This is a genomic window from Rhodococcus sp. P4_B6 (genome assembly GCF_056402215.1).
This window is the reverse complement of the sequence record NZ_JBFUHV010000054.1, coordinates 1-24,520: the sequence shown is the minus strand read 5'-3', so window position 1 is coordinate 24,520 and position 24,520 is coordinate 1. Positions and strand designations below refer to the sequence as shown.

The 24,520-nt window shown below is 64.7% G+C and carries 17 protein-coding genes and 2 pseudogenes; 11 read left to right on the top strand and 8 right to left on the bottom strand.

Annotated features, from left to right (window positions below; genetic code table 11):
- Positions 1-269: 269 nt before the first annotated feature.
- Positions 270-1,193, top strand: a complete 924-nt coding sequence (locus AC1DWT_RS24390) for a DUF1275 family protein (RefSeq protein ID WP_477922547.1) — start codon at positions 270-272, stop codon at positions 1,191-1,193.
- 72 nt (positions 1,194-1,265) lie between these two features.
- A complete protein-coding gene (locus AC1DWT_RS24385; RefSeq protein WP_095870009.1) occupies positions 1,266-1,553 on the top strand; it encodes a hypothetical protein in 288 nt (95 codons plus the stop codon).
- A gap of 331 nt (positions 1,554-1,884) precedes the next feature.
- Here the strand turns inward: AC1DWT_RS24385 and AC1DWT_RS24380 are convergent, their stop codons facing one another.
- Positions 1,885-2,283 carry a hypothetical protein gene (locus AC1DWT_RS24380; protein WP_095869913.1) on the bottom strand — a complete coding sequence of 133 codons (399 nt, stop codon included), beginning with the start codon at positions 2,281-2,283 and terminating at the stop codon, positions 1,885-1,887.
- 308 nt (positions 2,284-2,591) lie between these two features.
- Between AC1DWT_RS24380 and AC1DWT_RS24375 the strand changes: the two genes are divergently transcribed.
- Positions 2,592-3,989 carry an NAD-dependent malic enzyme gene (locus AC1DWT_RS24375; RefSeq protein WP_477922544.1) on the top strand — a complete coding sequence of 466 codons (1,398 nt, stop codon included), beginning with the start codon at positions 2,592-2,594 and terminating at the stop codon, positions 3,987-3,989.
- Positions 3,990-4,603: 614 nt separating this feature from the next.
- On the opposite strand, the gene AC1DWT_RS24370 is transcribed toward AC1DWT_RS24375, so the two are convergent.
- The 6 genes and pseudogenes from AC1DWT_RS24370 to AC1DWT_RS24345 form a co-directional block, all read right to left on the bottom strand.
- Positions 4,604-4,897 (bottom strand): hypothetical protein, encoded by a 294-nt coding sequence (locus AC1DWT_RS24370; protein WP_477922542.1) that lies wholly within the window; start codon positions 4,895-4,897, stop codon positions 4,604-4,606.
- Positions 4,898-5,539: 642 nt separating this feature from the next.
- A pseudogene (locus AC1DWT_RS24365) lies at positions 5,540-5,638 on the bottom strand (transposase); the annotation flags it as partial.
- 186 nt (positions 5,639-5,824) lie between these two features.
- Positions 5,825-6,880: an acyl-CoA dehydrogenase family protein gene (locus AC1DWT_RS24360; protein WP_061043358.1), complete on the bottom strand. Its 1,056-nt coding sequence runs from the start codon at positions 6,878-6,880 to the stop codon at positions 5,825-5,827.
- An 8-nt stretch (positions 6,881-6,888) separates the two neighbouring features.
- Positions 6,889-8,127 (bottom strand): acyl-CoA dehydrogenase family protein, encoded by a 1,239-nt coding sequence (locus AC1DWT_RS24355; RefSeq protein WP_061698726.1) that lies wholly within the window; start codon positions 8,125-8,127, stop codon positions 6,889-6,891.
- A complete protein-coding gene (locus AC1DWT_RS24350; protein ID WP_477922539.1) occupies positions 8,124-8,888 on the bottom strand; it encodes an enoyl-CoA hydratase-related protein in 765 nt (254 codons plus the stop codon). Before AC1DWT_RS24350 ends, AC1DWT_RS24355 begins: the two co-directional genes overlap by 4 nt.
- 7 nt (positions 8,889-8,895) lie before the next feature.
- Positions 8,896-10,494 (bottom strand): AMP-binding protein, encoded by a 1,599-nt coding sequence (locus AC1DWT_RS24345; RefSeq protein WP_477922537.1) that lies wholly within the window; start codon positions 10,492-10,494, stop codon positions 8,896-8,898.
- 221 nt (positions 10,495-10,715) lie between these two features.
- On the opposite strand from AC1DWT_RS24345, the gene AC1DWT_RS24340 reads away from it, so the two are divergent.
- From AC1DWT_RS24340 to AC1DWT_RS24330, 3 genes are all read left to right on the top strand, one after another.
- Complete coding sequence (locus tag AC1DWT_RS24340; RefSeq protein ID WP_477922535.1) at positions 10,716-11,507, top strand: FadR/GntR family transcriptional regulator; 792 nt, start codon at positions 10,716-10,718, stop codon at positions 11,505-11,507.
- Positions 11,508-11,650: 143 nt separating this feature from the next.
- Positions 11,651-13,021 carry an MFS transporter gene (locus tag AC1DWT_RS24335; RefSeq protein WP_477922533.1) on the top strand — a complete coding sequence of 457 codons (1,371 nt, stop codon included), beginning with the start codon at positions 11,651-11,653 and terminating at the stop codon, positions 13,019-13,021.
- Positions 13,022-13,605: 584 nt separating this feature from the next.
- Positions 13,606-14,193 carry a GIY-YIG nuclease family protein gene (locus tag AC1DWT_RS24330; protein ID WP_477922531.1) on the top strand — a complete coding sequence of 196 codons (588 nt, stop codon included), beginning with the start codon at positions 13,606-13,608 and terminating at the stop codon, positions 14,191-14,193.
- Positions 14,194-14,926: 733 nt separating this feature from the next.
- On the opposite strand, the gene AC1DWT_RS24325 is transcribed toward AC1DWT_RS24330, so the two are convergent.
- Positions 14,927-18,190, bottom strand: a complete 3,264-nt coding sequence (locus tag AC1DWT_RS24325; RefSeq protein WP_477922529.1) for a protein kinase domain-containing protein — start codon at positions 18,188-18,190, stop codon at positions 14,927-14,929.
- 451 nt (positions 18,191-18,641) lie between these two features.
- On the opposite strand from AC1DWT_RS24325, the gene AC1DWT_RS24320 reads away from it, so the two are divergent.
- The 5 genes and pseudogenes from AC1DWT_RS24320 to AC1DWT_RS24300 all read left to right on the top strand — a co-directional run.
- A complete protein-coding gene (locus AC1DWT_RS24320; RefSeq protein WP_477922527.1) occupies positions 18,642-20,102 on the top strand; it encodes an aldehyde dehydrogenase family protein in 1,461 nt (486 codons plus the stop codon).
- Positions 20,103-20,144: 42 nt separating this feature from the next.
- Positions 20,145-21,278, top strand: a complete 1,134-nt coding sequence (locus tag AC1DWT_RS24315; protein ID WP_061698748.1) for an NAD(P)-dependent alcohol dehydrogenase — start codon at positions 20,145-20,147, stop codon at positions 21,276-21,278.
- The gene (locus tag AC1DWT_RS24310; protein ID WP_477922524.1) at positions 21,271-22,866 is read left to right on the top strand and encodes a class I adenylate-forming enzyme family protein; all 1,596 of its coding nucleotides are present in this window, start codon (positions 21,271-21,273) and stop codon (positions 22,864-22,866) included. The genes AC1DWT_RS24315 and AC1DWT_RS24310 overlap by 8 nt, the downstream gene beginning before the upstream one ends.
- Before the next feature lie 128 nt (positions 22,867-22,994).
- Positions 22,995-23,411 carry a PEP-utilizing enzyme gene (locus tag AC1DWT_RS24305; RefSeq protein WP_477922522.1) on the top strand — a complete coding sequence of 139 codons (417 nt, stop codon included), beginning with the start codon at positions 22,995-22,997 and terminating at the stop codon, positions 23,409-23,411.
- A 44-nt stretch (positions 23,412-23,455) separates the two neighbouring features.
- Positions 23,456-24,520 (top strand): annotated as a pseudogene (locus tag AC1DWT_RS24300) (hypothetical protein); the annotation flags it as partial.

Genomic DNA, 24,520 nt, shown 5'->3' with positions numbered 1-24,520 from the left:
GAGGTGTGTGTCGCGGTCGCCGCGGCGCCGGGTCTGCTGCCTCGCCTGCAACCTGCAATCCCGGCAGGTTGCGTTACTTGCGAATCTTAGCAATTTGCTAGAATTCGCGCTGCAGAGCCCCTTCCGGCCCCGCATCCCGAAACCCGGGGCGCCCGTAAAACGGTCGCGGCAGGCGCCTCGCCACCGAGGGGAGAGGACCGGACCGACCGCGCTGGTCAACGATCCCTACCCTGTCCGATGCCGGCAACTGGCCGGTGGTGAGAGAGCCGATGAGCACAGCCGATGCAGAGATGACAGCGCGACCTGGGTCACGGCGACCGGTGGAGACGATCGTCGCGATGCACCTCGGTTTCGTCGACGCCTTCGGGTTCGTCCTCCTCGGCGGGTTCTTCGTCTCCTCGATCGATGCCACCACTACCCGAACCGGCGTCGCCCTCGGCGGCAGTTCGTGGTTCGTCGTGGGCCTGGCCGGGGCGATTCTTGCCGGGTTCGTCGTCGGTGTCGTACTGGCCGCGGTGGTCGGCCGGATGTGGCCACGCCAGCGGGTGCCGCGGGTTCTGCTGCTCACGGCGGTTCTCCTCGCGGCAGCCGGCGCCCTCCATGCGGTCACCACCACCGCACCCCTGATCGGATTCACCCTCGCCCTGGCCATGGGCGCCGAAGCCACACTTCTCGAGACCGGCGGCCTGCTCGCCGCGGCGGCTCGGTCCCTGACCGATCGTCTGTTCGGCCGGGGATCCCGCCGATGGGCTCGATACCTGCGGCTCTGGGGTGCGGTCGCGGTGGGGGGCGGCCGCCGGCGCGGTGACATACCGGGTGCTCGCATTCAACGCCCTCTGGGTCGCCGTGGGGGCCGCGACTCTCGCCGCCTACGTCGTCAGAAACAGCCCCACCGACCTGACCGACGCCGCCGGCCCGTTTGGGCTGGAAAGGTAGGCGCCCCAATGCCGATCGACCAGAAGGGAGTCTGTCGGCCGATCCGGAGCAGACCCGCGAAGTCGCGTACAGGTCCCCACAGACCGCGGTGGCCGCGCAGGCACCGCGCGCCAGCGAGTCCCGGCACGACCCCTCGGGGGCCACCGCGCCCACCAGTGCCGGCGAAACGCCGGGGACGCAGCAATGCCGGTGCCGCCGGAGCGCCGACCGGACCCGCGGATACTTCCGCCGCGGCATGCTTCCGGGCGAGGGGTTAACTCGCGGTAACCAATCACCGTCGAACGGTGGAACGAATGGCAGTCGGCGGTGTGATGCGCAACCATGGGCCGATGAAGCCCCAGAAGAAGACCGCGATACGGCCCGCGTGGTCGGTGGGCGCTCGGGTGACGACATACCATTCGCTAGATCCGGCGATCGCCGAGGATCAATGGCCGCAGAAGAACGGGGTGATCGTCGAAGATCACGGCGAGATGATCGACTCGGTGACCCGGTCATACGGGCGCACTTGGGCTCTTCCGCGCCGCTGGGCGGTTCTCCTCGACGAAGGACAGTTGGTCTCCCGCGACGGCGCCGAGCTCGAGGTCGAGGGAACGAGGAGTACGGAACCACCGAAGTAGGGCCGCGCCCATCGCGGCGAGACGGCCCACCTTCGTGCGCAGAGATTCCGGCCGGTGGCCGCCGGCGCCGTGGAGCGTGTGCAAAGACCTCTGAGCAGAACACCGGAGCGCCGACCACCGCACCGCTGACCCCGAAAACCGGACCGTCCGCTCCACGGGGGCTATCGTCAGCGACGGTATCCGCGGTGGGGATCGCGGGCCTGGTGATCCTCGAACGGAACGCACCAGTCCCCGGGTCGAGGTTGACCCCGTGCGTAGCGGCTCGGGGTCGAACAGGGTCAGGACGTCGTAGTCCTCGAACAGGAACTCCAGTGGACTGATCCAGTCGATGTCATCGGGATGGGCCGGGACGTCGCGCAGGAGATCGTCGAAGTCGTCGTCGAGGCGCCGGCCGGCCGCGGTGACGACGACAATGTGCAGCGCCATCTGTTCCCCGGTGCAGGTCGGTTCCGCCGGCGGCGACATCGGCCGCGAGGTCGTCGAATGCCTGCGCCAGGCGTCGCCGCCACGGCTGCCGCACGTCCAGGTGCACGGCGGCGGTTCGCAGCACCGACCCGATGCCCGCACTGTCGATCTCCCGTCCGGCCAACAGGGCGGTATCGACCCGCACCTCGTCGGCGATCTGGGTGGACGTGACCGCGACGGCGCGACGTTGCCGCTCGGTGAGCTCGAGTCCCCGGTCGTCGGCGGGGAATTTGTTATCGGGTGGTCGATTCGGCACCGGATACATGGCCTCGACCCTACAAAACCCAGTGGGTCACGCGCGGGAGCCCGTCGACGTGGGTCATCGTTTCCTCCCGGTCGAACTTGCGGGGTTCGTGGATGCAGGTCGGCGATTGCGTGGTGGTCGCCTGCCGGTGAGCGGGTGCTCCGAGGAACGATCCCCGCCGAGCAGGATGGTGTTCGGTGGTCCTCCTTGTCCGGATCGGTGCTGGCCGCGCAGACTGAAGGTGTTGCGGCGGAAGCGCCGGTGCGTGCGTGCCGATCGGACACGCCGCCTGCTGGTACCTGCTGCTCGTCACTCGATCAGGAGTTCCCATGCCCAGTCCCAGCCCCGGTTATTCGATCACCGTCCGCGTCCATGCACCGGTCGGCGCCGGCACCACGTCGACGYTGGCGGCCGCGATCGCATCGGTGAAAGGTGCCATGACGGCGCTCGATGTCGTCGAGAGCCATCCCGACCACATGGTCATYGACCTCACCTGCGATGCCTCGGACGTCGCGCACGCCGACCAGATCTCTACCGCGATCGCCGAGGTTCCGGGGGTGATCGTCGGCAAGGTCAGCGACCGCACCTTCCTTCTGCATTTGGGCGGCAAGCTCGAGGTGGTCCCCACGGTTCCGCTCACACACCGCGACGACCTCTCCCGCGCCTACACCCCCGGCGTCGCCCGGGTGTGTACCGCCATCGCTGAACACCCCGAGGATGTGCGCCGCCTGACGATCAAACGCAATACCGTCGCCGTGGTCACCGACGGCTCCGCGGTCCTGGGTCTGGGYAACATCGGTGCCGCGGCGTCGATCCCGGTGATGGAGGGCAAGGCGGCACTGTTCAAACGGTTCGGCGGTGTCGACGCCTGGCCGGTCTGCCTGGACACCCAGGACCCGGATGCCATCGTCGAGATCGTCCGGGCCCTCGCGCCGGTGTACGGCGGGATAAACCTTGAAGATATTTCCGCCCCAAGGTGTTTCGAGATCGAGGCTCGGCTCCGCGGTATCCTCGACATTCCGGTGTTCCACGACGACCAGCACGGGACCGCGATCGTGGTCCTGGCCGCCYTGACCAACGCGCTGCGSGTGGTCGGYAAGTCGCTCGGCCGGGCTCGGATCGTGGTGTCCGGCGTCGGCGCCGCSGGGCACGCTGTCATCCGGTTGCTCGTCGCCCAAGGTGCGACGAACGTCATCGGCTGYGGGCGKMRGGGGATYSTKTCMCCSGACGACACCGCCGACGAGTTTCGTACCTGGATCGCCGAGCACACCAATCCCGAGGGTCGGACGGGATCACTGCGGGACGCGTTGGTCGGGGCGGACGTGTTCATCGGGGTCTCGGCGCCGAACATTGTCACGGGCGATGACATCGCGGCGATGGCCGACGAGTCGATCGTGTTCGCGCTGGCCAATCCGGTCCCGGAGGTCGATCCGGTCGYCGCCGGTGAGCATGCCACCGTGGTGGCCACCGGTCGGTCGGAYTTYCCCAACCAGATCAACAACGTCCTCGCCTTCCCGGGGGTGTTTCGTGGTCTGCTCGACGCGCACGCGGTCGATATCACCGACGAGATGTTGATCGCCGCGGCTGGCGCGATCGCCGACAGGGTGTCGCCGTCCGAGCTCAATGCCACGTACATCGTGCCGAGCGTGTTCGATGCGGGTGTCGCGCCGGCGGTCGCGGCGGCGGTGCGCGAGGTGGCCGAGCGGGGGCCACGGTCCGAGAAGTGAGCCGTTCGCTCATTGTTTTCCGTGTCGCAGGCGATCACAGCTGCGGGCGAGATGTCCGGAGGCCCGAGCCGGCGCCCATGGTGCATCGCGCCCACCCGTCCCTGCAGCGCGTCGCGCCGGGGCGGTGCTCTATGTGAGGTCATGGGTACTCCGCCTCGGGTCGCGAAGATTGGAGGACGGGAAGGGATTGGGGGGAGGGAGTCGTATCTGAACGCCCCGGTGCCAGCGGTTTTCTGCTGGGCGATGTGATCGGCGGTTACGGAGTCGCCCAGGCCTGCATCGGTGTGGTGAAAGCATGTGGCTGGACTCCGGCCGACACGACGGCGGCAATCCAGGGCATCGGCACCACGGGGGCGGCGCGGCCTGGCATCTGTACGAGGCCGGTATGCGCGAGTACCTGACCCTGCCTCAGTGGCGACGACGTTCGTCCCGGCGAGCCGGGAGTTTGATTGTGGCGGCGAACGCGGCCCGGAAGATCTCGTCGGCGGCATCCCGAGATCCGTTCGGCCAACGGCCCCACCGACCCGGCAGGCGCATTCACGACTGCCTCCCTGCGACGGGTACTCATCACTCCTGTCGTTTGTCTGGAAGGGGCGGGGGTGTGGCGCGCGCGATCACTGGGGGCCGTCCGCGGTGCGGGGTCGGGTTCGGGGTACGAGTTCGAACCAGGCGCTGATCCCGCCCTGTAGGTGCGGATCCGGATAGCTGAGGGCCAGGCCCTGCTGGTCGAAGGCGGCGAACCATTCCGTCCAGGAGATGTGTTCGAGTCCGGAGTCGACTCCGTGCAGGTCGATTCGGAGCACGTCGTTGGCCGTGGTGTGGGGGACCCGGGCGGGGATGCCGTGATGGGCTTGGGTCCATTGACGGATTTCCTCGTGGTCGGTGGTGAGATGCGCGTGTGTGGTCATGAGATCGATCCTGCTGTGTCGCGGCGGGGTGTCGTCGTGGCTCGGTCGCCGGGGCGGGTGAGGTGATCGTCGGGGCGAACGACACCGGGTGCGAGGCGGCCCAGGTGTGGGACCTGGAGCGGGGGCAGTGCCTGCATACCCACTGCGGCCGTATTCAATCAAGGCGTGACCTGCGCACCAGGGCTGCCTTCACGGAGCTGGTGTCGGGCGTTTCCGGCCGGGGGGCATGCCGTGGTGGACGCTCATGGTTGCCGTCGAACGCCTGGTCGATCAGCCCGCTTGCGGTGCAGTCGGGGGTCCTCCGGAACTGCTGGCGGTGGGGTCGTTCGGTTCGGGGTTTGATCGGCCTGGTGGGCGGCGCGATCTGGTTCTGGCGGCTCTACCGTGCCAGCGACCGTGACGCGTGAGCGAGGAGCCGGTCGTCGTCGGCAGATGCAGAACGGACGGCGGCCAAGTGATCGCTCCGCGGGACTGTCGAGTGGACGTAGCTCAAGCCATCTGTCGGTGCGGGTGCCCGCGGTCTGCTTCCCGATCTCCAAGCCCAACCCTGGTCCGCCGACCGCACGGCAGCTGGGCACCCGACGTGGACCGGTTGCGAAACGCTCGGGCAGACACGTGAGAAAGGCGACTTTCCGTGTCGTGGACCGACGAGCGGTCGGGGAGAATCCCGACGACATCGGTCCGCCGCCGGATCTCCTTGTTGAGTTTCCTGGGGATTTTGGACCAGCTCTGCCGCCAGATCAATCCCAACTCCACGCATGGGTGCGGAGGACGTTCCTGCCGGATTGCCAGCCTGAGGGTGGACAGTGGGCCGCTCCATCCGATCTCGCGTGTGCGGGCGCGTCCGTTACCGACATTGGTGATGATCGGCTGCAATCATTCCGGCAGGCTAATCCGGTTGGAAGGAACCGACTCCCCGAACAACACCTATATCACCGAAGCGGCAATGACCTCGTGGTGCGTCTCGGTGCTGCCGAATAGCAGTGTGTCGCTCTTGGCTCGCCGAAAGTACCTGTGTAGGGGGTGTTCCCAGGTGAATCCGATACCGCCGTGGATTTGGATGGATTCTTCGGTGGCGTAGGTGAAGGCCTCGGACGCCAGCAGATGCGCGATGCTCGCTGCAGTGGCTAGTTCGTTTGTTGGCTTTTCGTCGGAGTTCGCAGCGTCCAGCACTGCCGCGTGCGCCAATTCGAGTGCCACCAGCATGTCGGTGAGGCGGTGCTTGATCGATTGGAACGAGCCTATCGGTCGGCCGAACTGCTCCCGGGTCTTGGCGTACTCGACCGACATTTCCAGGCACGCCTCGGCGGCGCCGACCTGTTCGGACGCCAGTGCTACGAGGGCTGACGCCTGGGCGCGTGGCAGCGTCGCATCTAGGTTCGCGTCGCCGACCGTCTGTGCGTGGGCGTCGAAGAACTCGATCCGGGTCAGTGGGCGGGTGGTGTCCAGGGACTCTAGTGGGGTACGCACGACGCCGGGAGCGTCGCCGTCGATGACGGCCAGCTCGAGGCCTTTCTCTCCGCGTGCGACAACGACGAGAAGATCTGCGCTGTCGCCGTTTACCACGAAATCTTCCGTGCCCCGGAGAATCATCCCGCTGTCACCGGTTGCAGTGGCGGTAATCGGGGTGTCGAAGTAGGGGTACCCGGCGACCAGCGTGGCGGTGCGTTTGCCTGTTGCGATGGCGGGCAGATGTGCGGCGCGGCCCACGTCCGAGGCGCATTCCGAGAGGGTGAGGCCGGCAAGGCACACGGACGAGAAGTAGGGGGCGTCGGAGATGGTGCGGCCGAGTTCGTGCATCACGACCGAGGTGTCTTTGAGGGTGCAACCGGCTCCACTGAAGCGCTCGGGGAAGGGGATCTCGGTCAAGCCCAGGCCGATGAGCCCTTCCCACGGTACGTGTTTCGTATCAGCGTTCTTCGTGAGGTAAGCGCGGACGCTGTCGCGAAGTTGTTCTTGTTCATGGGTCAATTCGAGGGCCATGTTTGCTCCTAGCGCGGTTCTTTGGGCAGCCCGAGGCCGCGTTCGCCGATAATGTTTCGCTGGATCTCGTCGGACCCGCCGGCGATGCGGTAGCCCGGGGCGCCTAGGAGATGCTCGGTCCAGGCATAGGTGTTCTGGGTGCCCGTGTCGGCGAGGATGCGGGGTCCGAGGAATCGGGCTGCGGCGTCACCGATGCGTTTTAGATTTTGCGTCCACACGAGCTTGGCGATCGAGCCTTCGACTCCGGGGACATGGCCGGCGAGTTCGCGCTCGGCCTGCCGGGCGTTGAACATTGCGGTGGCGCGTTCATAGACGACGACTTGGGCGAGTGTCTGACGCACGTGGGGGTCGTCGGTGATGCCAAGTTGCCTGGCGAGCCTGATCAGGTCGGCTGCGCTGCCGCCGGCGGAGACGATTCCGCCGCTGGAGCTGCGTTCGAATCCGAGGGTGGTCAATGCGACGTTCCAACCGTCGCCGACCTCGCCGAGACGCAGCGAGTCAGGCAGTTCGACGTCGGTGAGGAATACCTCGTTGAAGGTGGAACCGCCGGACATCTGGCGGATGGGGCGGGTTTCGACTCCTGGGGCGTCCATCGGCACCAGGAACGCCGTCATTCCGCGGTGCTTGGGTGCGGCGGGGTCGCTCCGTGCGATGAGTAGTCCCCATTCGGCGAATTGTGCGCCCGAACTCCACACCTTCTGACCGGTGATCTTCCAGCCGGTGTCGGTGCGAACTGAGCGGGTCGTGAGCGCGGCCAGGTCGGAGCCGGCGCCGGGTTCGGAGAATAGTTGGCAGCACAGTTCGTCGGCACGCAGGAACGGTTGCACGAATCGTTGTTTTTGTTCCTCGGTGCCGAGCAGATGGATGGTCGGTGCGATCAGCTCCACAGTCACGAGGATGGTTTCGTGCCGCTCCGGGGCGCGGAACTGACGTTCGAGCTCGACGTAGATCCGTTCGTGGGAGGCGGTCAGGCCCGGTCCGCCCCATTCGGGGCACCAGGTGATCGCGCCGAATCCGGCATCGACGCGTGCGGATTGCCAGGCCTTGCCGCGGACGAGTAGTTCGCGCTCTTCGGCCTCTGTGCGGTTGTGGAAGATGGCGTAGGACTGCTCCGCGTCGTTTCCTGGCAGGTCGGTGTCGGTGGCCGGCAGATGCCGGTCCAGCCGCTGGGACAGCCACGCGGTGGCGCGCTCGCCGAACGCGTCCAGGTCTTCCGGTGTTGCCAATTCGCGCGTTGCGGTACTCATGGGTTCTTGCCGTTCGTCAATGCGGCCATTCGTGCCTCGACCGCAGTCTTGGAGTCCGGATGCTCGGACAGCCGGACGGTGAAGGTCTGTTCGAGTTCGTAGCCGCGCTTGAGGTCCATACCCTCGCAGCCGTTCAACGATTGCTTCGCCAGGGTCAGTGCGTAACGGCTCTTCGAGGCGATGGACCGTGCGCGGGTGAGTGCGGTGTTCATGAGCGTGTCGTGGGGGACTACCTCGATCGGCGCGCCCCACCGCTCGAGGGTGTGTGCGTCGACGGCTTCTGCGGTGAAGAACAGCCGGCGCATTGCTTGCTGCGGCAGCATGCGGGCGGTGAAGCGGCCGCCGCCCAGTACCCCGACGTTCATTTCCGGCAGCCCGAACGTCGCCTTTTCCGACGTCACCACGAGGTCGCACGATGCGGTCAGGCCAAGTCCGCTGCCTAGTGCCGGCCCGTTGACGGCGGCAATGACGGGGATCGAGCAGTCGATGAGGTTGAACATCGCGCGGCGGACGTTGCGCATCTGCAGTTCACCGCTCGTCGTGTCCATGGTGCGGAAGTCGTTGAGGTCGTTGCCCGCGCAGAACACGTGACCGCGTCCTGTGAGCACGGCGACGTTGACTGTGGGATCGTCCGATAGCCGGTCGAAGGTCTCGGCGAGTTCGCCGTACATTCGGTGGTCGATTGCATTGACCTTGCCGCGGGCGAGTTCGACCAGGGCGATCCCTGGTTCGGGTTGGGAGATGAGAATGTGCTCGGTCATGTGGTTCTCACTTCTCATGCGTCGCATGAAGGCTGACGCCGACCATCTGCGGCGGGAGGTTGGTGCGGTTACGGGTCCAGTCGCGGAGCGCGAACTTCTGGATCTTGCCGCTCGCGGTCTTGGGTAGTACGTCCACCACGAAGACGCTCTCGGGGATTTTTTGCTTGGCGACCTCGCGTCCGGTCAGGAACTCGTGGACGTCTTCGAGAGTGAGGTCCTGTGCGTGGTGTGTGACGACGAAGGCGCAGCCCCGCTCACCGGTCGTCGCGTCCGGCCCGGCGACGACGGCGACCTCGCTGATGGCGGGGTGCTCACTGAGCAGGTTTTCCACCTCGTGAGTGCTGATCTTCTCGCCGGAGCGGTTGATGATGTCCTTGATTCGGCCCTCGATGTGTATTGCGCCGGTTTCGTCGAACCGTGCGAGGTCACCGGACCGGAAGAAGCCGTCCTCGGTGAACGCCGCGGCGTTGAGTGAGGAGTCGAGGTACCCGAGGAAGGTGTCGGGGCCGCGCCACAGGACTTCGCCGACGGAGCCGGGCGCGACGGGGCGCTCGGCGGGGTCGACGATGATCACCTCGGTGGGCGCGAGGACTCGCCCGTCGGTTCGGGTGCGTAATTGCGTTGTGTCCCAGCGATTGCCTGCTGTGACGGACGGTCCTTCGGTGGCGCCGTACATTCGGACGACGGTGCCGAGCCGATCGGTGGCCCGGCGGGTCAGTTCGTCCGGCATGTCAGCGCCGCCGCACACGATGTACCTGATCGACGGAGTGGGGCGACCCGCCGAGACCGCGGCGTCGAGTAGCCCTTGCAGGAACGGTGTGGAGAAGATCATGAAGCTGGCGTCGTCGCGGGCTATCTTGTCGAGTGCGGCGACTGGATCCCACTGATCGTGCAGCACGACCGGCGCCCCGAGTAGGAACGGCAGTGTCAAGGCGCAGTTCACCCCGGTCACGTGCGTGACCGGCGAGGGATTGAAGATGACGTCGTTCTCGTTGAGGCCGAACAACTCGATCATCGAGAGGTTCTCGAACACGAGCGTGTTGTGGCTGTGCAGCGCGCCCTTCGGATCCGCGGTCGTCCCAGAGGTGTACAGCAGCACGCAGACCTGATCCGGATCCGGCTCTTGCAGTGCGGCAACCACCTTCGCGGCTTCAGTCGGGGCACCGCCGAGCAGCTCCTTCCATGTGGTCATCCGCTCATCGGTGCTGCGCTCGTCACGGTCGCCGAGGACGACGACCTTCTTCACGTGCGGCAAGTCGTCGAGCAGCTGGCCATACATGGCGGCGTAGTCGAATCCTCGGTAGGTCGCGGGAATGAAGACGGCCGACGCCTGCGCCTGCCCGAGGATGAACCGCAGCTCGCGCCCTCGGTAGATCGGAACTATGGGGTTGGCGACGGCGCCGACCTTCATGATCGCCTGGTAGATGATGACCGCTTCGGCCCGATTGGGGAGCTGGAACGAAACCACGTCGTCGGCACCGATCCCGACCGAATGCAGCGCCGCAGCGAGCGTGGTCGCGTCGCGGTCGACGTCGGCGAAGGTCAGGCGTGTGTCGCCGTCGATCACGGCCACGGCATCGGGGAACAGCGACGCAGCGCGTGTCAAGTAGTGCCCGGTCGGCTGATCACGCCAGTGCCCTGACTCTCGGTAGGAACGGACAAGGTCGGGCGTCGGTGGGCGCGTCGGCCACATCTTTACCTCCGGGAAATCACTGCGTTCGGATGTTGAGTGGGTGCCACGGGTTGACTGGTGTCACGCTAGCCACTTTCGCTAAATATGTACAGAGTTTGTCGATTCACGCTTCGGTCTGGGTAGGGTTTGTACGCATGGCGGCTATGCACCGAACTGTCGACGAGTACACCGGGGACGCAATGACGAAGGACGATGCCCATCGCGCAACGGGCAGGGCCCCGAAAATGTCCGAGCGCATCGCGAACCGGATAGCGGACGAGATCCTCGGGGGCGGCATCGAGGCCGGTGACCGGCTGCAGACCGAGAAGGAAATGGTCGCCGAGTACGGCGTGGCGCGCACGACAGTGCGCGAAGCCCTCCGCCTGCTCGAGAGCCGGGGTCTGGTCACCATTCGGGCCGGTGTCGGCGGCGGCCCGGTCGCGTGCCGGCCGCAGTTCGAATCACTGGGCAACACCATGAAACTGTTCCTGCAGCTCGAGGGTGCAAATCTCAGCGACGTCATCGACACCCGACTGACCCTGGAACCGGTCGTCGCGCAACAGGCAACTCCTCGAATCACGAACGGCCAGCTGGACGAATTGCAGGCAGCGCTCGACAGTATGCGGACACAGCCCGACGACTACGACAACTTCATCGAGAAGAATGCACTGTTCCACACCACCATCTACACCGCGTCCGGAAACCCGGTGCTGCGGATCCTCATGGAAACACTGCTGCTCCTGGTGCGCGACGCGGAACCCTCGCGGCATCCCGAGATCACCCGCACCGCCGCCGTCGAAGCGCAGCAACTCGTCCTCAATGCCATGCGCTCGCGAAATGCGTCCGCCGCGGGAGAGGCAATGGAGGCCTTCGTCCATGACACCGCGAAGTACTACCGTAAGCGCCTTGCGCACATCATCTCCGAACCCGTGCGCTGGCAGCTCTAGCGGACTGCTTCCGTCAATTTTCGTAAACATGTACAGGGTTAGCGGATGCGCGGTTATGGTGTGGAGGCGCTCGCAGGATCTGACTCACCCCACCTGTGGTGAGCGCACCTTCGGTTCACTCTCCGCACAGAAATGAGACGTTCGTGGCGACCCACACGAATTCCACCTCGCGCACCCCGACCCTCGAGCAAACCAGGCGCCGCGGCGTTCTCGCCGCAGCTGTCGGCACCATCGTTGAGTACTACGACCTCACCGTCTACGCCTACCTGGCCGTGGTCGTCAGTCCACTGTTCTTCCCCGGCAACGATCCCACCGCYGCATTGCTCGCCAGCCTCGCCGTATTCGCGTCGGCCTACCTCATGCGCCCCATCGGCGGCATTTTCTTCGGCCGCCTCGGCGACCGGCACGGACGCAAGCGCGCCCTGCTGGTGTCCGTACTGCTGATGGGGGTCGGCAGCCTCCTCATGGCATTCCTGCCGACGTACGCGTCCGCGGGCATCGTCGCGCCGATCCTGCTGGTCCTCGCGCGTCTGGTGCAGGGCTTCTCCGCAGGCGGTGAACTCGGCGGAGCATTGACCTACGTCTATGAGACCGTCGGGGAAAAACGTAAGGGCCTCGGCGCCTCGTTCGTCGCACTCGGCAGCAACGGTGGCTTCGCGCTCGCCGCGATTGCGGTCGGGACCGTGTCAGCGCTCACCACTGAACCGCAGATGACCAGCTGGGGCTGGCGGATCCCGTTCCTGCTGGGCGTCCCCCTCCTGCTCTTCTGCCTGTGGACCCGGACCCGCATCGACGACACCGCACAGTTCGAGAATGCCGCGGCCACGGACGACCTGGCGAAGTCACCGTTCGCCGAACTCATCCGCACACACCCCAAGCAGGTTCTGCAGGTGTTCGGGCTCGGCGTGGCACAGAACGCCACCGGCTACATGGTGCTCACCTACATCGGCATCCACCTGGTCCGCCAAGGCGGATTCGATCGGACCGCGGTCACCTGGACGACCGCGCTCATCATCGTGCTGATCGCGCTGTTGATGCCGGTCGCCGGTCTACTCGTCGACAGATTCGGCAGCGTCCCGGTCGCGGCAGCCGGACTGATCGGATCCGGCATCCTTGCTTACCCGGCCATGTCCCTGATGGGCGGTCACGGGCTGGTCGTCGCGGGCGTGGCCTTCTTCGTCTTTGCGCTCGGCACCCCGCTCATCCAGGTCGCCACGGCACCACTGTTCCCGTCGCTGTTCAACTCTCGCGTCAGGCTCACCGGCGTCGCTCTGGGCTTCAACCTGGCGACGATCGCGACCGGCGGAACGGCCGCGTACATCGCCACCTGGCTGATCGACCGGACCGGCAGCGCCTTGTCGCCGGCATACTTTCTCGGAGGATCGTGCCTCATCGGGTTGCTGACCCTGTTCAGCATCCGAACTGCAACCTACGGCGGCGTCCGCCGCGAGTCCGCCTCCCATCCGGATACCGCTGCGTCCGTCGCACGTCGCTGCTGTCGTCCACCCGAATGACATTTCCGATCGCTGCGTCTTTGTGACACTTACTACAGGGATCGTCCGTCTCTCTGACGTGAAGGGGGCAACATGGCGCTGGCAGTGCGTACATCGTGTGTCGTGCGCGGCATCGCCGCCGCTTCCAGCGCAGTCCTCGCGTCCTTCGGTATCGCGTTGTCCGTGACGTCAACTGCTCACGCTGCACCAACCGACGTGCAGTTCTTTCTTCCGACATATGGTGTTACGGCTGCTCCGCCCTACATGTTGTCGTCGGCCGTCGGTGGATGGGTCATCGCGCAGACCGACTTTGAAAAACCGGGGATGACGCGATTTGTAAGCGATGACGCCAACTATTGCTTCTGTAGTATCCAGTGGCGAAACCTTTCGACGGGGGCGACCGGCATAACGCAGGTGGCACCTCGAAGCATGCTGAATCGGGGGTATGTACGGACAGGTCCGGGAGTGCTCGTCGCCTCAGTCGGGATTCCCGGGACTCCGAGCTTCACGTTGCTGCCGGGCGCCGGGGTGTGGACGGTTCCGTAGATCGCTGTCGCCGCCCTGTGACAACATCCTCCGCATGAGTCCGATCGTTGACCCGCAGGATGAATCTGCGCTCTACCTCGCTGCCTCAGCGCACACCCGTGAGCAGGTACTCGCCAGGCCGTGCCCCGTTCCAGCGACTGCTGGTGTCTACGGCTGGTGGTTCCGGAAATTGCCGGCCGAGATCGACACCTCGGGGTGCGCGAAGCGGGACGGGCTCACGCATCAGTCCGAGCAAGCCGCCGACCAACGGCAAGGCTCCTAGTAGGCAGAACATCCGGAAGCGAATCAAGACCCACTACACCGGTAACGCTGCCGGGTCGACACTCCGCCTCACGCTCGGTTGCCTGGTCGCGGATGAGGTCGGGATCGAGTTGCGCCGTGTCGGCTCGGGTAGGCGGTATACCTTCCACACAGGGGAGACGCTGCTGTCGAAGTGGATGGCCGAGAACGCCCTCATCTCGTGGATCGCGCATGAGGAGCCGTGGGAACTTGAGGATCGGTTGATTGCAGGCTTGGACGTTCCGCTCAACCTGGACGGCAATTCGCGTAACTTCTTCTATCTCCAGTTGAAGGCTGCGCGTGCCGCTGCGAAGCGCGGGGCTGATGATCTGCCGGTCCTTCCGAACCCCGGCGTGGGCGGGCGGTAGATCGAGGTTCGATCGCGTTTCATCCAAATGTTGCGACCCAAGGTTCTCGTCAAAGGTTCTGGCAGACCTTTGATATGGACAGTGGCGGCGGTTCGTGGCGCGTGGGCGGTGGCACGGTCGCGGACGACGTCTTCTGGGATGCGTGCCAAGCGGCGGGGCGAATGAGACTGAGCGTCGCAATGAAGGCATAGAGGAATAGGGTTGGCAGGTTGAGATTCCTACGGGGTGGGCAGTGGCGCGGACGTTTCGTTAGATGTGTCGGATGAGGCGGAAACGAGCAGCAGTCTTTGGTGGGCGCCTCGATGTCGTCGGAACCGGCGCGACGAACAGAATGTGAGGATAAGGTCTTTCACTTCACTGGGATACCTGCGAATTCGATTGCTGCAGGCGAGGTCGTAGAGGCGATCTTCGTACTCGTGTTTGGAGATTCCGAAGTTGACCATGATGTCTTCCGCGGGTCCTCCGCCGAACGCGGACCAACGTCGGAAGAATTGCACCATGAAGTCATCTTCACGAGTGCTCGCGTGATGCTCCTCTGGCCTGTTCGTCATTTCCACTCCTCTTACCCCGCCGCCAGCGTCAATGTCCTGAGCTGTGTGCGTGCCTAGGTCTCCACCGGCGTACCCGCTGGGACAGACGATAGGACCGCGGACTGTCTGACCGCATTACGTTGGGAGATAGCCTGAAACCGTCTTTTCCTCTGCTGAGGATGAGGACTGCGCCACATGTGGGATCACTGTTTGTGTGCGACCACCCACGCTGCGATCTGGGCGCGTGAGGTGAAGCCCAGTTTCGTGAGGATGTGTTCGACGTGCCCCTGGGCTGTTCGGTTGGCGATGACCAGCCTGGCCGCGATTGCTCTGTTGGTCAGGCCTTCTGATACGAGCTCTGAGACTTGGTGTTCGCGTTTGGTCAGGTGGCAGTTGTCCGAATCGGCGTGCGCCGGAGGAAGCGGCGCGTCCTCGTCAAGGGCGAAGGCCACCGCCTCCTCGAGCGTCATCTTCCGTCCGGCCTGATAGGTGTCGTTGAAGCACCTGCTGCTCAGAGTGTTACGCGCCTGGTTGGCGCATTCTTCGTGATACACATGTAAGCCCGGTATGTGAACTGGTGCGCTGCCGACGCTCTCCCAGAGTCCTTCGGCGGCGCCCATCAACTGCGCGGCGTGCTCCGCTTGATCGTTCTTGGCAGCGATCCATGCCAGTGCCTCCAGACACCAGGCTGTACTGAGCGGATCGTCGACGGTCCGCGCCATCCGGAGTCCCTGACCGAGGAGCCCCGTCGCTCGGTCACGGTTGCCGAGTTGCCAGACCTGCAGACCCAGAACCCAGAAGGATCGGGCGCGGTAGACCGATTCTCCCAGGTCGGCGCTGAGGGTGAGGGCTTCCTCGTTGCGGGCGATCGCTTGTTCGGTGTCGCCGAGGAGTCCGCTGGCGAGTCCGAGTCCTTGGAGTGTGGAGATCCGCAGGAAGGGCATGGGGTGGGTATCGAGGACCTCGAGAGCCGCGGTAAAAGACGTTGCAGCTATCTGTAGGCTGCCGGAGTACAGCGAGTGCATGCCTTCGGCGTGGTGCAGATGTGCCTGTGCCACTAAGTCGTCGACTTGGGTGGTCGCAGTGCCGGCTACGGTAAGTAGTTGCTCTCCAGCGGAGAGGTCGCCTTGGCGACCGGCGAGCACGCTCTGAGCGCACAGTGCCCTCACAGTGTCCACCGGATGTGTACCGTCATCTGTAGGCAATGCGCTGTCGAGCCATCGTCGCCCTTCGCTGAGAAGACCGCGAGAAAACCAAAAGGGATACAGGGCGGCGGCGAAGTCAATCGAATCCGGTTCCCGCTGTGCGATGCGGAACTGTAGTGCGTCCCGAAGATTCGGTTGCTCGCGATCCAATCGAAGGATCCACGTCAGCTGGTGTGCACTCACCCACTCGGCTTCTGCCTCACGGGCCATCTGCCGGTACCAATCGCTGTGGCGGCGCCTCTGCGTCATGATGTCTTCGGCGCCGTGCAGTTTCTCGCGGCCGTACTCGCGCAAAGTTTCGAGCATGCGGTAGCGGACCGTGAGTCCCTCCTCCTCTCGAAGCAGAATCGACTTGTCGACCAACGACGCGATGATATCCAGGACGTAGTGGGTGGCCAGACCATCGGCGCAGATAGCTTCGGCTGCATCCAATTCAAAACTGCCGGCAAAAACCGATAGTCGTGACCAGAGCGTGCGCTCCTGGGGTGTGCAGAGGTCGTGACTCCAGTCGATGCACAGCCGCAGGGATTGCTGGCGGGTCGGTGCGCCCCGCCGACCTCGTGAGAGCAGTTTGTAGCGGTCGGTGAGTTTGTCATAGATCTGGTCGATCGAGATCGCGCGTAGGCGGACCGCGGCCAGCTCGATCGCGAGTGGTAGTCCGTCGAGCTGTTTGCAGATGCGAGCTACCTGCTTCCAGTTATCCTCTGTGAGTTCAAATTCGGGGAGTGCGGTGGTGGCGCGGGCGAGGAACAATGTCACGGCGTCGTATTGGCTCATCGCCTGCATCGATCGTGTTCTTCGCGAGTCTGGGGTGGCCAAGGGTTGTACCCGATGGAGTGTTTCACCGCCGAGGCCCAGTGGTTCGCGGCTGGTAGCAAGGATTCGTAGCTCGGGGCAGGACTTGAGGAGGGTCTCGGTGAAGGCGGCGGTGGCTTCGATGAGGTGCTCACAATTGTCGAGGACAAGCATGCATTGGCGTGACCGGAGGTACTCGATGAGCCCGTGAAGGCGGTGTTTGTCGGGTTGTTCTTGGATCCCGAGCGTGTAGGCAACAGTGTCGACGAGGAAGTGGCTGTCGGTCAGCTCGCTGAGTTCGATCAGCCACACACCGTCTCCGAATGCGCGATGTGATTCGGCGGCCACCTTGGTCGCGAGCCGGGTCTTTCCGACTCCTCCGGTCCCGATCAGTGTCACGAGGCGCGACTCGGCCAGTAGGCTTTTGGTGGTTGCTACTTCGTGGCGGCGTCCGACGAAGGTGGTCAGGTCTGCGGGCAGATTGCCTCGGACCCTGGGGGAGGTACTCAGGCCTTGGCCCGTAGCAGTGGGCACGACGGTGAGAGCCGGTTCCGGTTGGGAGTGGATGGCTTCGCCCGCGGTGTCCGGCAGGGGTGGGCGTGCTGACTCAGTGGTCGGGTGAGGTTCGCGATGAGTGATCAGGGCCATCTCGTCCACCGGGCAACCGTTAAGGCGTTGCATTCGCCGAAGACGGTTTCCGAACTCTGCGGCTGTGGAGGGACGGTCCTCGGGTTTTGTTGACATGGCTCGTTCAATCTCGGCGCAGACATTGTCGGGAACTCCGAGGTGTCGGAGGTCGGGAATCGGTTGGGTCGTCACTCGGAGGTAGTGGGCGACAATCGGTTCGTTGGCGTGTCGCTCGTATGCGGCGTGGCCGGTCATGGCGCAGAACATTGTCGATGCGAGTGCATAGACGTCCGCGGCGGCAGTCGGGCAAGCACCTTGCARTATCTCCGGGGCGGTGTAGGCGAGCGTGCCGGTGACGGCGTGTTGGGCGGTCTCGAAACCACCAGCGATGTGGGCGATACCGAAGTCCGCGAGCTGCGGTTCGCCGTAGTCGGTGAGCAGTATGTTCGCGGGCTTGACGTCGCGATGAAGGATGCCGGCGCTGTGGGCGGCGGACAGGGCGCCGGAGATGCGCACCCCGAGGCGTAGCGCGTCGTTCCAGGTAAGCGGGCCCTGTTGATGAATCCGATTCTCGAGAGACCCGCGGCGATGGAATTGCATTGCTATGTATGGCAAGTCGGATGCCGTGCTCCCGCATTGGAAGACGCTGACAATGTTCGGGTGGCCTGATAGTCGGCCCATCGCGCGCTGTTCGCGAAGGAATCGTCCGAGATTCGACGGCTCGAGATCTGAGGTCATGACTTTGACGGCGACGGTCCGCTCCAGGGCTGCTTGGGCGCAGCGGTAAACGGCTCCGAAGCCACCTCGTCCGATCTCTTCGGCGTCGTCGAACCCGGCCATCGCCAGTTCGTCGGGAAGGGATAGTGGTGCGATTTGCCATGCTGCGGTCGCCGCGGTCGAGTGCCTCGGTGTTGCTCGCGGGCGGTGGTCGTTCGTGCGGTGAGGATGGGTGTCAGTGGACAGCTCATCCGGTGTGACTCGAATGCAGGTTTTCATGCGCTTGACCAGCTTCTGGATCGTCGAAGAATCGAGCGATTTACCAGTGACAATGCTCCGGTTCCCGGCGAGCGGCTATTCCCTGAGGGATAGAAGGCTGCCCCGGTTTGCTCCCTCGAGGATGACGCCCCCATCACGCTCGGACAGTAGAACTTGTAGTCGCCACCCCACCTCGCTGTTGAAGATGCAAACCCTCGTCTCGCTCGAGGCCAGGACGGGACGTATGTGCCCGCTCGGGCGGCACCTCGTCGATGCAGTCTCACCACCGGTGGAGCTGCGCACCTGAAGGAGATGAATGTTGTCTACCGAAGCACCTTCCCTTGTCCTCCCTGCAGAGTTCCCGATGACGATCGGTGGGCGGACTGTGACCGCACAGGCCACGGCGCCGGTGTACAACCCGGCGACCACCGAGACGATCGCCGAAGTTCCTGTTGCGACCTCTGATCAACTAGACGAGGCCGTCGCGGCCGCTCAGACCGCGTTTACTTGCTGGTCGGCGACACCGCTCGCCGAACGCCAGGCCATCGTCGCGGCGATCGGCGATCGGCTCGAAGCCCACGCCGAAGAGTTCCTGGCATTGTTGACCGCCGAGCAGGGCAAGCCGCGTGCGATGGCTGAATGGGAGGTCTACGGGTCGGTCGCGTGGTTCCGGGAGATCGCCAAGCAGTCCCTGCCCGAAGAGGTTCTCGAGGACACTGCCGAGCGCAGGGTGATCAGCCGGCACACGCCGCTCGGGGTCGTCGGCGCCATCGTGCCGTGGAACTTCCCGATCCTGCTGGCGGTCTGGAAGATCGCACCCGCGCTGGTGGCTGGCAACACCATCATCGTCAAGCCGTCCCCTTTCACTCCGCTGTGCGACCTCAAGCTCATCGAGCTGGTGCAGGACCTCCTTCCCGCAGGTGTATTGAGCGCGGTCAGCGGTGACGACGAACTCGGCAAGTGGATGACGGCGCACCCGGGCATCGCGAAGATCGCGTTCACCGGCAGCACCGAAACGGGCAAGCATGTGATGCGGTCCGCGGCCGGCACCCTCAAGCGGGTCACTCTCGAACTCGGCGGAAACGATCCGGCGATCGTCCTGCCGGACGTCGATCCGGCGAAGGTCGCCCCGCAGATCTTCTGGGCGGCGTTCCAGAACAACGCCCAGTTCTGCAACGCCGCCAAGCGCATCTACATCCACGACGACGTCTACGACGCCGTGCGGGACGAACTGGTCGCGTACGCACGGACCGTGGTGGTCGGCGACGGCGCCGCCGCCGACACCCAGTTGGGCCCGATTCAGAACCTGCCCCAGCTGCAGAAGGTGCAGGAGTACTTCGACGACTGCACGGCCAACGGTTACACCTTCGCCCTCGGTGGACGGATCGACCCGAACGCCGGAGGCTGGTTCGTCCCGGTCACCCTCGTCGACAATCCGCCGGAGAACTCACGCCTAGTCGCCGAGGAACCGTTCGGCCCCATCCTTCCGCTGCTGCGCTGGACGGAAGAGAGCGATGTCATCGCCCGGGCCAACAACACCGTCTGGGGCCTGGGCGCCACCGTCTGGGGTGAGGACCTCGAGGCGATCGAGCGGATCGGCCGTCAGCTCGAAGCCGGAACGGTATGGCTCAACGAAGTCCACCAGTACTCCCCGCATCAGGTCTTCGGCGGACACAAGCAGTCCGGCATCGGTGCCGAGAACTCCTTGCACGGGCTCGCCGAATACACCAACCACCAGACCGTCACGCTGAACAAGGTCCCCGACACGGTCTCGTGAGACCACCCGAGCTCAAACAACTTTCACACAGGAAGTGCAATTATGAAGACCACAGCAGCCGTCCTGCGCTCGGCGCAGGAGCCGTTGTCGCTCGAGGAACTCGACATCGACGAGTTACGCCCCCGTGAGGTCTTGGTGCGCATCGTCGGTTCCGGTATCTGCCACACCGACCTCGGGGTGATCGCGACCGCTGAGACCGACGCGGCCCCGATCGTGCTCGGTCACGAGGGATCTGGAATTGTCACCGCGGTCGGACACGATGTCGACAGCATCGAGCCTGGCGATCATGTGGTGCTCTCGTACAACTTCTGCGCGGAGTGCGACAACTGTGCACGCTCACTTTCGATGCACTGCCGGGACTTCGTCCCGCTCAATTTGGTCGGTGGACGCCTGGACGGCTCGAGCGTCCTTCGTTCCGGGGGCGAACAGGTACGCGGGCACTTCTTCGGGCAATCCTCATGGGCGACTTACGCGGTGGCGAACGAGCAGAACTGTGTCCGTGTCGCCCGCAATCTGCCACTCGAGCTGCTCGCCCCCCTCGGTTGCGGCATCCAAACCGGTGCCGGGGCGGTGCTGAACACCCTCAACCCGGAGGCGGGATCGTCGATCGCGATCTTCGGGACCGGCTCGGTCGGGCTCGCCGCGCTGTTGGGTGCGGTGGTCGCCGGCTGCGGCACCATCATCGCCGTCGACATCCAGCCCGCGCGCCTGGCCAAGGCCGCCGACCTCGGCGCCACCCACACCATCAACTCCGCCGAGGAGAACGTGGTCGAGAGGATCCGCGAGATCACCGGCGGAGTGGGAGCGCAGTATTCGGTCGACTGCATCGGGCTGGCGGGCGTCATCCGCAGCGCGCTCGAATGTCTGCAGTCACCGGGGGTGTGCGCCACCGTCGGATTCCAGGGCATCCCGAACGAGATCTCCTTCGACCAGGGTCACCTGTTATTCGGCCGCAGTCTGATCGGCGTCATCGAGGGCGATGCCATCCCGCAGGAATTCGTCACCCGCATGATCGACCTCTATCAGGCCGGCAAATTCCCCTTCACCGAGCTGATCGACACCTTCGAGTTCGGCGAAATCAACGAAGCGATCGAGGCTGTTCACCAGGGGAAGGTCACCAAGGCGGTTCTGACATTCGACGAGCCCACCCCTGCGAATGGGGCGACGGGTGAATAGCCGTACCGGTGGCGTCCTGCCATCGGTGGGGCCGGGAGAGATTCTCCCCGTCTCCGCGGCCCGCCACCCGGACAAGATCGCCCTCGTCGTCGGCGATACGTGCTTGACGTACCAGGAACTCGACCGCATGTCGGACGCGGTCGCGGCCTCACTTCGCTCGCGCGGGATCGGCGCCAGAGATGTGTGCTCGCTCTACGCGCAGAACTGCTGGGAATGGATCGTCGCGTATCACGGCATCCTCAAAGCGGGTGCGATTGTCAATCCGGTCAATGTCATGCTCACTGGCCCGGAGCTGGCGTTCGTCCTCTCCGACTGCGAGGCCGAAGCTCTCTTCTTCGGGGCCTCCCAAGCCGCTACCGTCGCGAACGTGCTCGGGGAGATGCCCACGCTCGAGCTCGTGTGCCAGCTCGCCGGCGATATCGGCGACGGAATCGGTGCGGTGACCTTCAGCGAGCTGCTCACCGCGCCGGTCGACGCTGCTCCGGCCGGGAACCCGGCGCCCGGGCCCGCCGACCTGTGCAGCATCGGTTACACCTCCGGGACGACCGGCCACCCGAAGGGCGCGATGCAGTCGCAGCGATCGGTGCTGCTCAATTGTGCTCTGACGGCCACGATGCACGGTCGCAACTCCGACGACGTCGTCGTCACCGCGTTGCCCTCGGCGCACGTGTACGGCAATGTCGCTATCAACAGCACCTTCCTGGCAGGCGGCACGGTTGTGCTGATGGAGCGGTTCGACGCCGGGGAAGCCCTGGCGTTGCTCGAAGGAGACCGCGCCACCCTGTTCGAGGGCGTGCCGGCGATGTATTCGATGATGCTGGCACACCCGACGTTCGAGACGACGGACCTGTCCAGCCTGCGCGCAAGCACCATCGGTGGTCAGACGTTCTCCCCAGAACTGCTCGATCGCTGGCAGACCAGGGCACCGGGGCCGGTGCTGGAGCTGTGGGGGATGACCGAGCTGTCCGGGCTGGGAACAACCCATGCAGTCCACGCCCCACCGGTAGCCGGTTCGATCGGAGTGGCCCTACCCGGCCTCGAAGTCAAGATCGGTGCGATCGACGGCACGAACGGGGGCGTCCCGACGGGTGAGCATGGTGAGCTGCTCGTTCGTGGCCCGCTGGTGATGCTCGGCTACTACGGCCGCCCTGACGCCACCGCAGAGGCGCTCACCGCCGACGGGTGGCTGCGTACCGGAGATGTCGCGTACGTCGACGAGACCGGTCACTTTTTCATTGTGGACCGGCTCAAGGACATGATCGTCACCGCCGGATACAACGTGTACCCCGCCGAAATCGAACGCGTCATCGGCGCGCATCCCGACGTCGCGCTGGTCGCCGTCGGAGGCCGACCGGATCCTGTCAAAGGGGAGATCGCCGTCGCATACGTGGTTCCGGCCCCGGCCGCGCAGCTCCTCCCACAGGACATCATCGAGCACTGCCGCGCGCATCTGGCCGCCTACAAACGGCCGCGTGAGGTGGTGTTTGTCGACGCTCTACCGACCACCTCGTCGGGCAAACTCATGCGCCGCAAATTGGCAGATCTTGACGTCACCGACAGTGATCAAGGCGTTGTCCACGCGAGATAATGGTCACACGGAACGCTATCCGCAGAGCCCATGCGGCGGTCACATATCAAAGGGCATTGTGACAAGCGCAACAGAGCAAGACGGATGTGGTCGAGGCCACCTTCCTCGATTCGATCAAAGGAGTACCAATGCAGGTTGTAGCCGAAGGGTTCAACGCCTTCGAGACGCAGAAGAGCCCGAAGGGTGAGGTCAAGTTCCTGGGCTCGCCCAAGGACGTGATCGAAGTCGTGCGGTCCGGAAAGTTGCAGGACTACATCCTGCTCGTTCGCGGCGGCACCACGACCTTCCTCACCCCGGCATTGAGCATGGGTGCTCTCGGCGTCATCACGATGTCGGGCGCTCCCGAGTCGCACCTCGGCATCCTCTCTCGTGAGTTCCAGATTCCCTGTGTGATGACCGCGTACCTGACCTCCAGCGATTCGCGCTACGTCGTCGGCAACACCGACGATGCGCACTTCGAGGAGATCGCCGAAAGCCTGATCGGGAAGACCGTCCAGTTGCACTGCGACGACGCGGAGGTCGCGCGCATCAGCATCGTCAGCTGACCGCCTTCCGACCACACACCATGAGCAGAGAGGAACAACCCCCAATGAGCATCGAAATGACACCCGGTCTCCGCTCCACGTACAAGCAGCGCTATGAACCGAACGATGACGGTCTGCGGTTCCAGGATCTGGTCTTCGAGGGCAACTTCGTCGGCCAGGAGCCACTGCGCGACGGCATCCTCGGCGACAAGGTGCAGAAGCAGCGCGCCAAGAGCAAGGTCCTCGAGAAGGTCAGTAAAGAGGACGTCCTGGTCGACCAGTTCACCCTTGACGAGCTCAACGACCTCAACAACTACCTGGCCTGGAACATCTGGGACGTGCTGGTCATGCGTGCCACCGAAGGTGTCTCAGGCATGATCCCCCGCCAGGAATACGAGATCCTCGCGTTCATGCACCAGTTCTACCGGTGGCCGGAGATCCTGCGCATGACCACCGACGAGGTCGGGGCCCAGGGCATCTTGGACATCGGTGCCTCGGCGCGGCGGGAAATCGGCACCAAGGTCAACGCGGTGCACGACTGGTCGATCGGGGCTGTCGGCTTCGGTATGGGCCGCTGCGGTCTGCTTGCACTCGAAGCGATCGGGCCCGACGACTACATCGAGGAGAGYAACGAACTCCTCAAGTTCATGCAGCGGATCGAGTTCGGCAAGCGCCAGGACGGGTACATCCTCAACTCGCAGGACCGCTACCGCTGCCAGATCCACGAGCCGGACTTCCTCGAAGGCATTATCAACCAGCTCGAAACGCTTGAGCCGGGAAGCCCGAAGCACGAATCCTTCACCCGCTTCAACGCGGCCGCCGAACTGCTGTCGTTCCTCGACCACATGGACTGCCGGCTTGGTCTCGGCGACACCGGACCGTACGAGTTGCCCAACGGCAACATCCTCATTCTCCGGGACCTGTTCGTCAACGAGCCGATCTTCCACTGGAGTGATGTGTGCGACGACGCGCAGCTCCCACACGCCTACACTGTCGCGCTCGAAATCGACCCGGAGATACTGGGCCTGCAGGAGATTCGCGTCAACGACATTTCCACCACCTTCACCCGGCCGAAGAACTACATCCCCGCCATCGTCGGCGGCGCAGTCTTCGCCCGCGAGCAGTGGGAC

Coding starts and splice junctions, on each gene's coding strand:
- AC1DWT_RS24355 (WP_061698726.1), bottom strand. CDS start 8,127: ATGAGTACCGCAACGCGCGAATTGGCAACACCGGAAGACCTGGACGCG.
- AC1DWT_RS24350 (WP_477922539.1), bottom strand. CDS start 8,888: ATGACCGAGCACATTCTCATCTCCCAACCCGAACCAGGGATCGCCCTG.
- AC1DWT_RS24380 (WP_095869913.1), bottom strand. CDS start 2,283: ATGTATCCGGTGCCGAATCGACCACCCGATAACAAATTCCCCGCCGAC.
- AC1DWT_RS24390 (WP_477922547.1), top strand. CDS start 270: ATGAGCACAGCCGATGCAGAGATGACAGCGCGACCTGGGTCACGGCGA.
- AC1DWT_RS24340 (WP_477922535.1), top strand. CDS start 10,716: ATGGCGGCTATGCACCGAACTGTCGACGAGTACACCGGGGACGCAATG.
- AC1DWT_RS24385 (WP_095870009.1), top strand. CDS start 1,266: ATGAAGCCCCAGAAGAAGACCGCGATACGGCCCGCGTGGTCGGTGGGC.
- AC1DWT_RS24320 (WP_477922527.1), top strand. CDS start 18,642: ATGTTGTCTACCGAAGCACCTTCCCTTGTCCTCCCTGCAGAGTTCCCG.
- AC1DWT_RS24360 (WP_061043358.1), bottom strand. CDS start 6,880: ATGGCCCTCGAATTGACCCATGAACAAGAACAACTTCGCGACAGCGTC.
- AC1DWT_RS24315 (WP_061698748.1), top strand. CDS start 20,145: ATGAAGACCACAGCAGCCGTCCTGCGCTCGGCGCAGGAGCCGTTGTCG.
- AC1DWT_RS24330 (WP_477922531.1), top strand. CDS start 13,606: ATGAATCTGCGCTCTACCTCGCTGCCTCAGCGCACACCCGTGAGCAGG.
- AC1DWT_RS24305 (WP_477922522.1), top strand. CDS start 22,995: ATGCAGGTTGTAGCCGAAGGGTTCAACGCCTTCGAGACGCAGAAGAGC.
- AC1DWT_RS24370 (WP_477922542.1), bottom strand. CDS start 4,897: ATGACCACACACGCGCATCTCACCACCGACCACGAGGAAATCCGTCAA.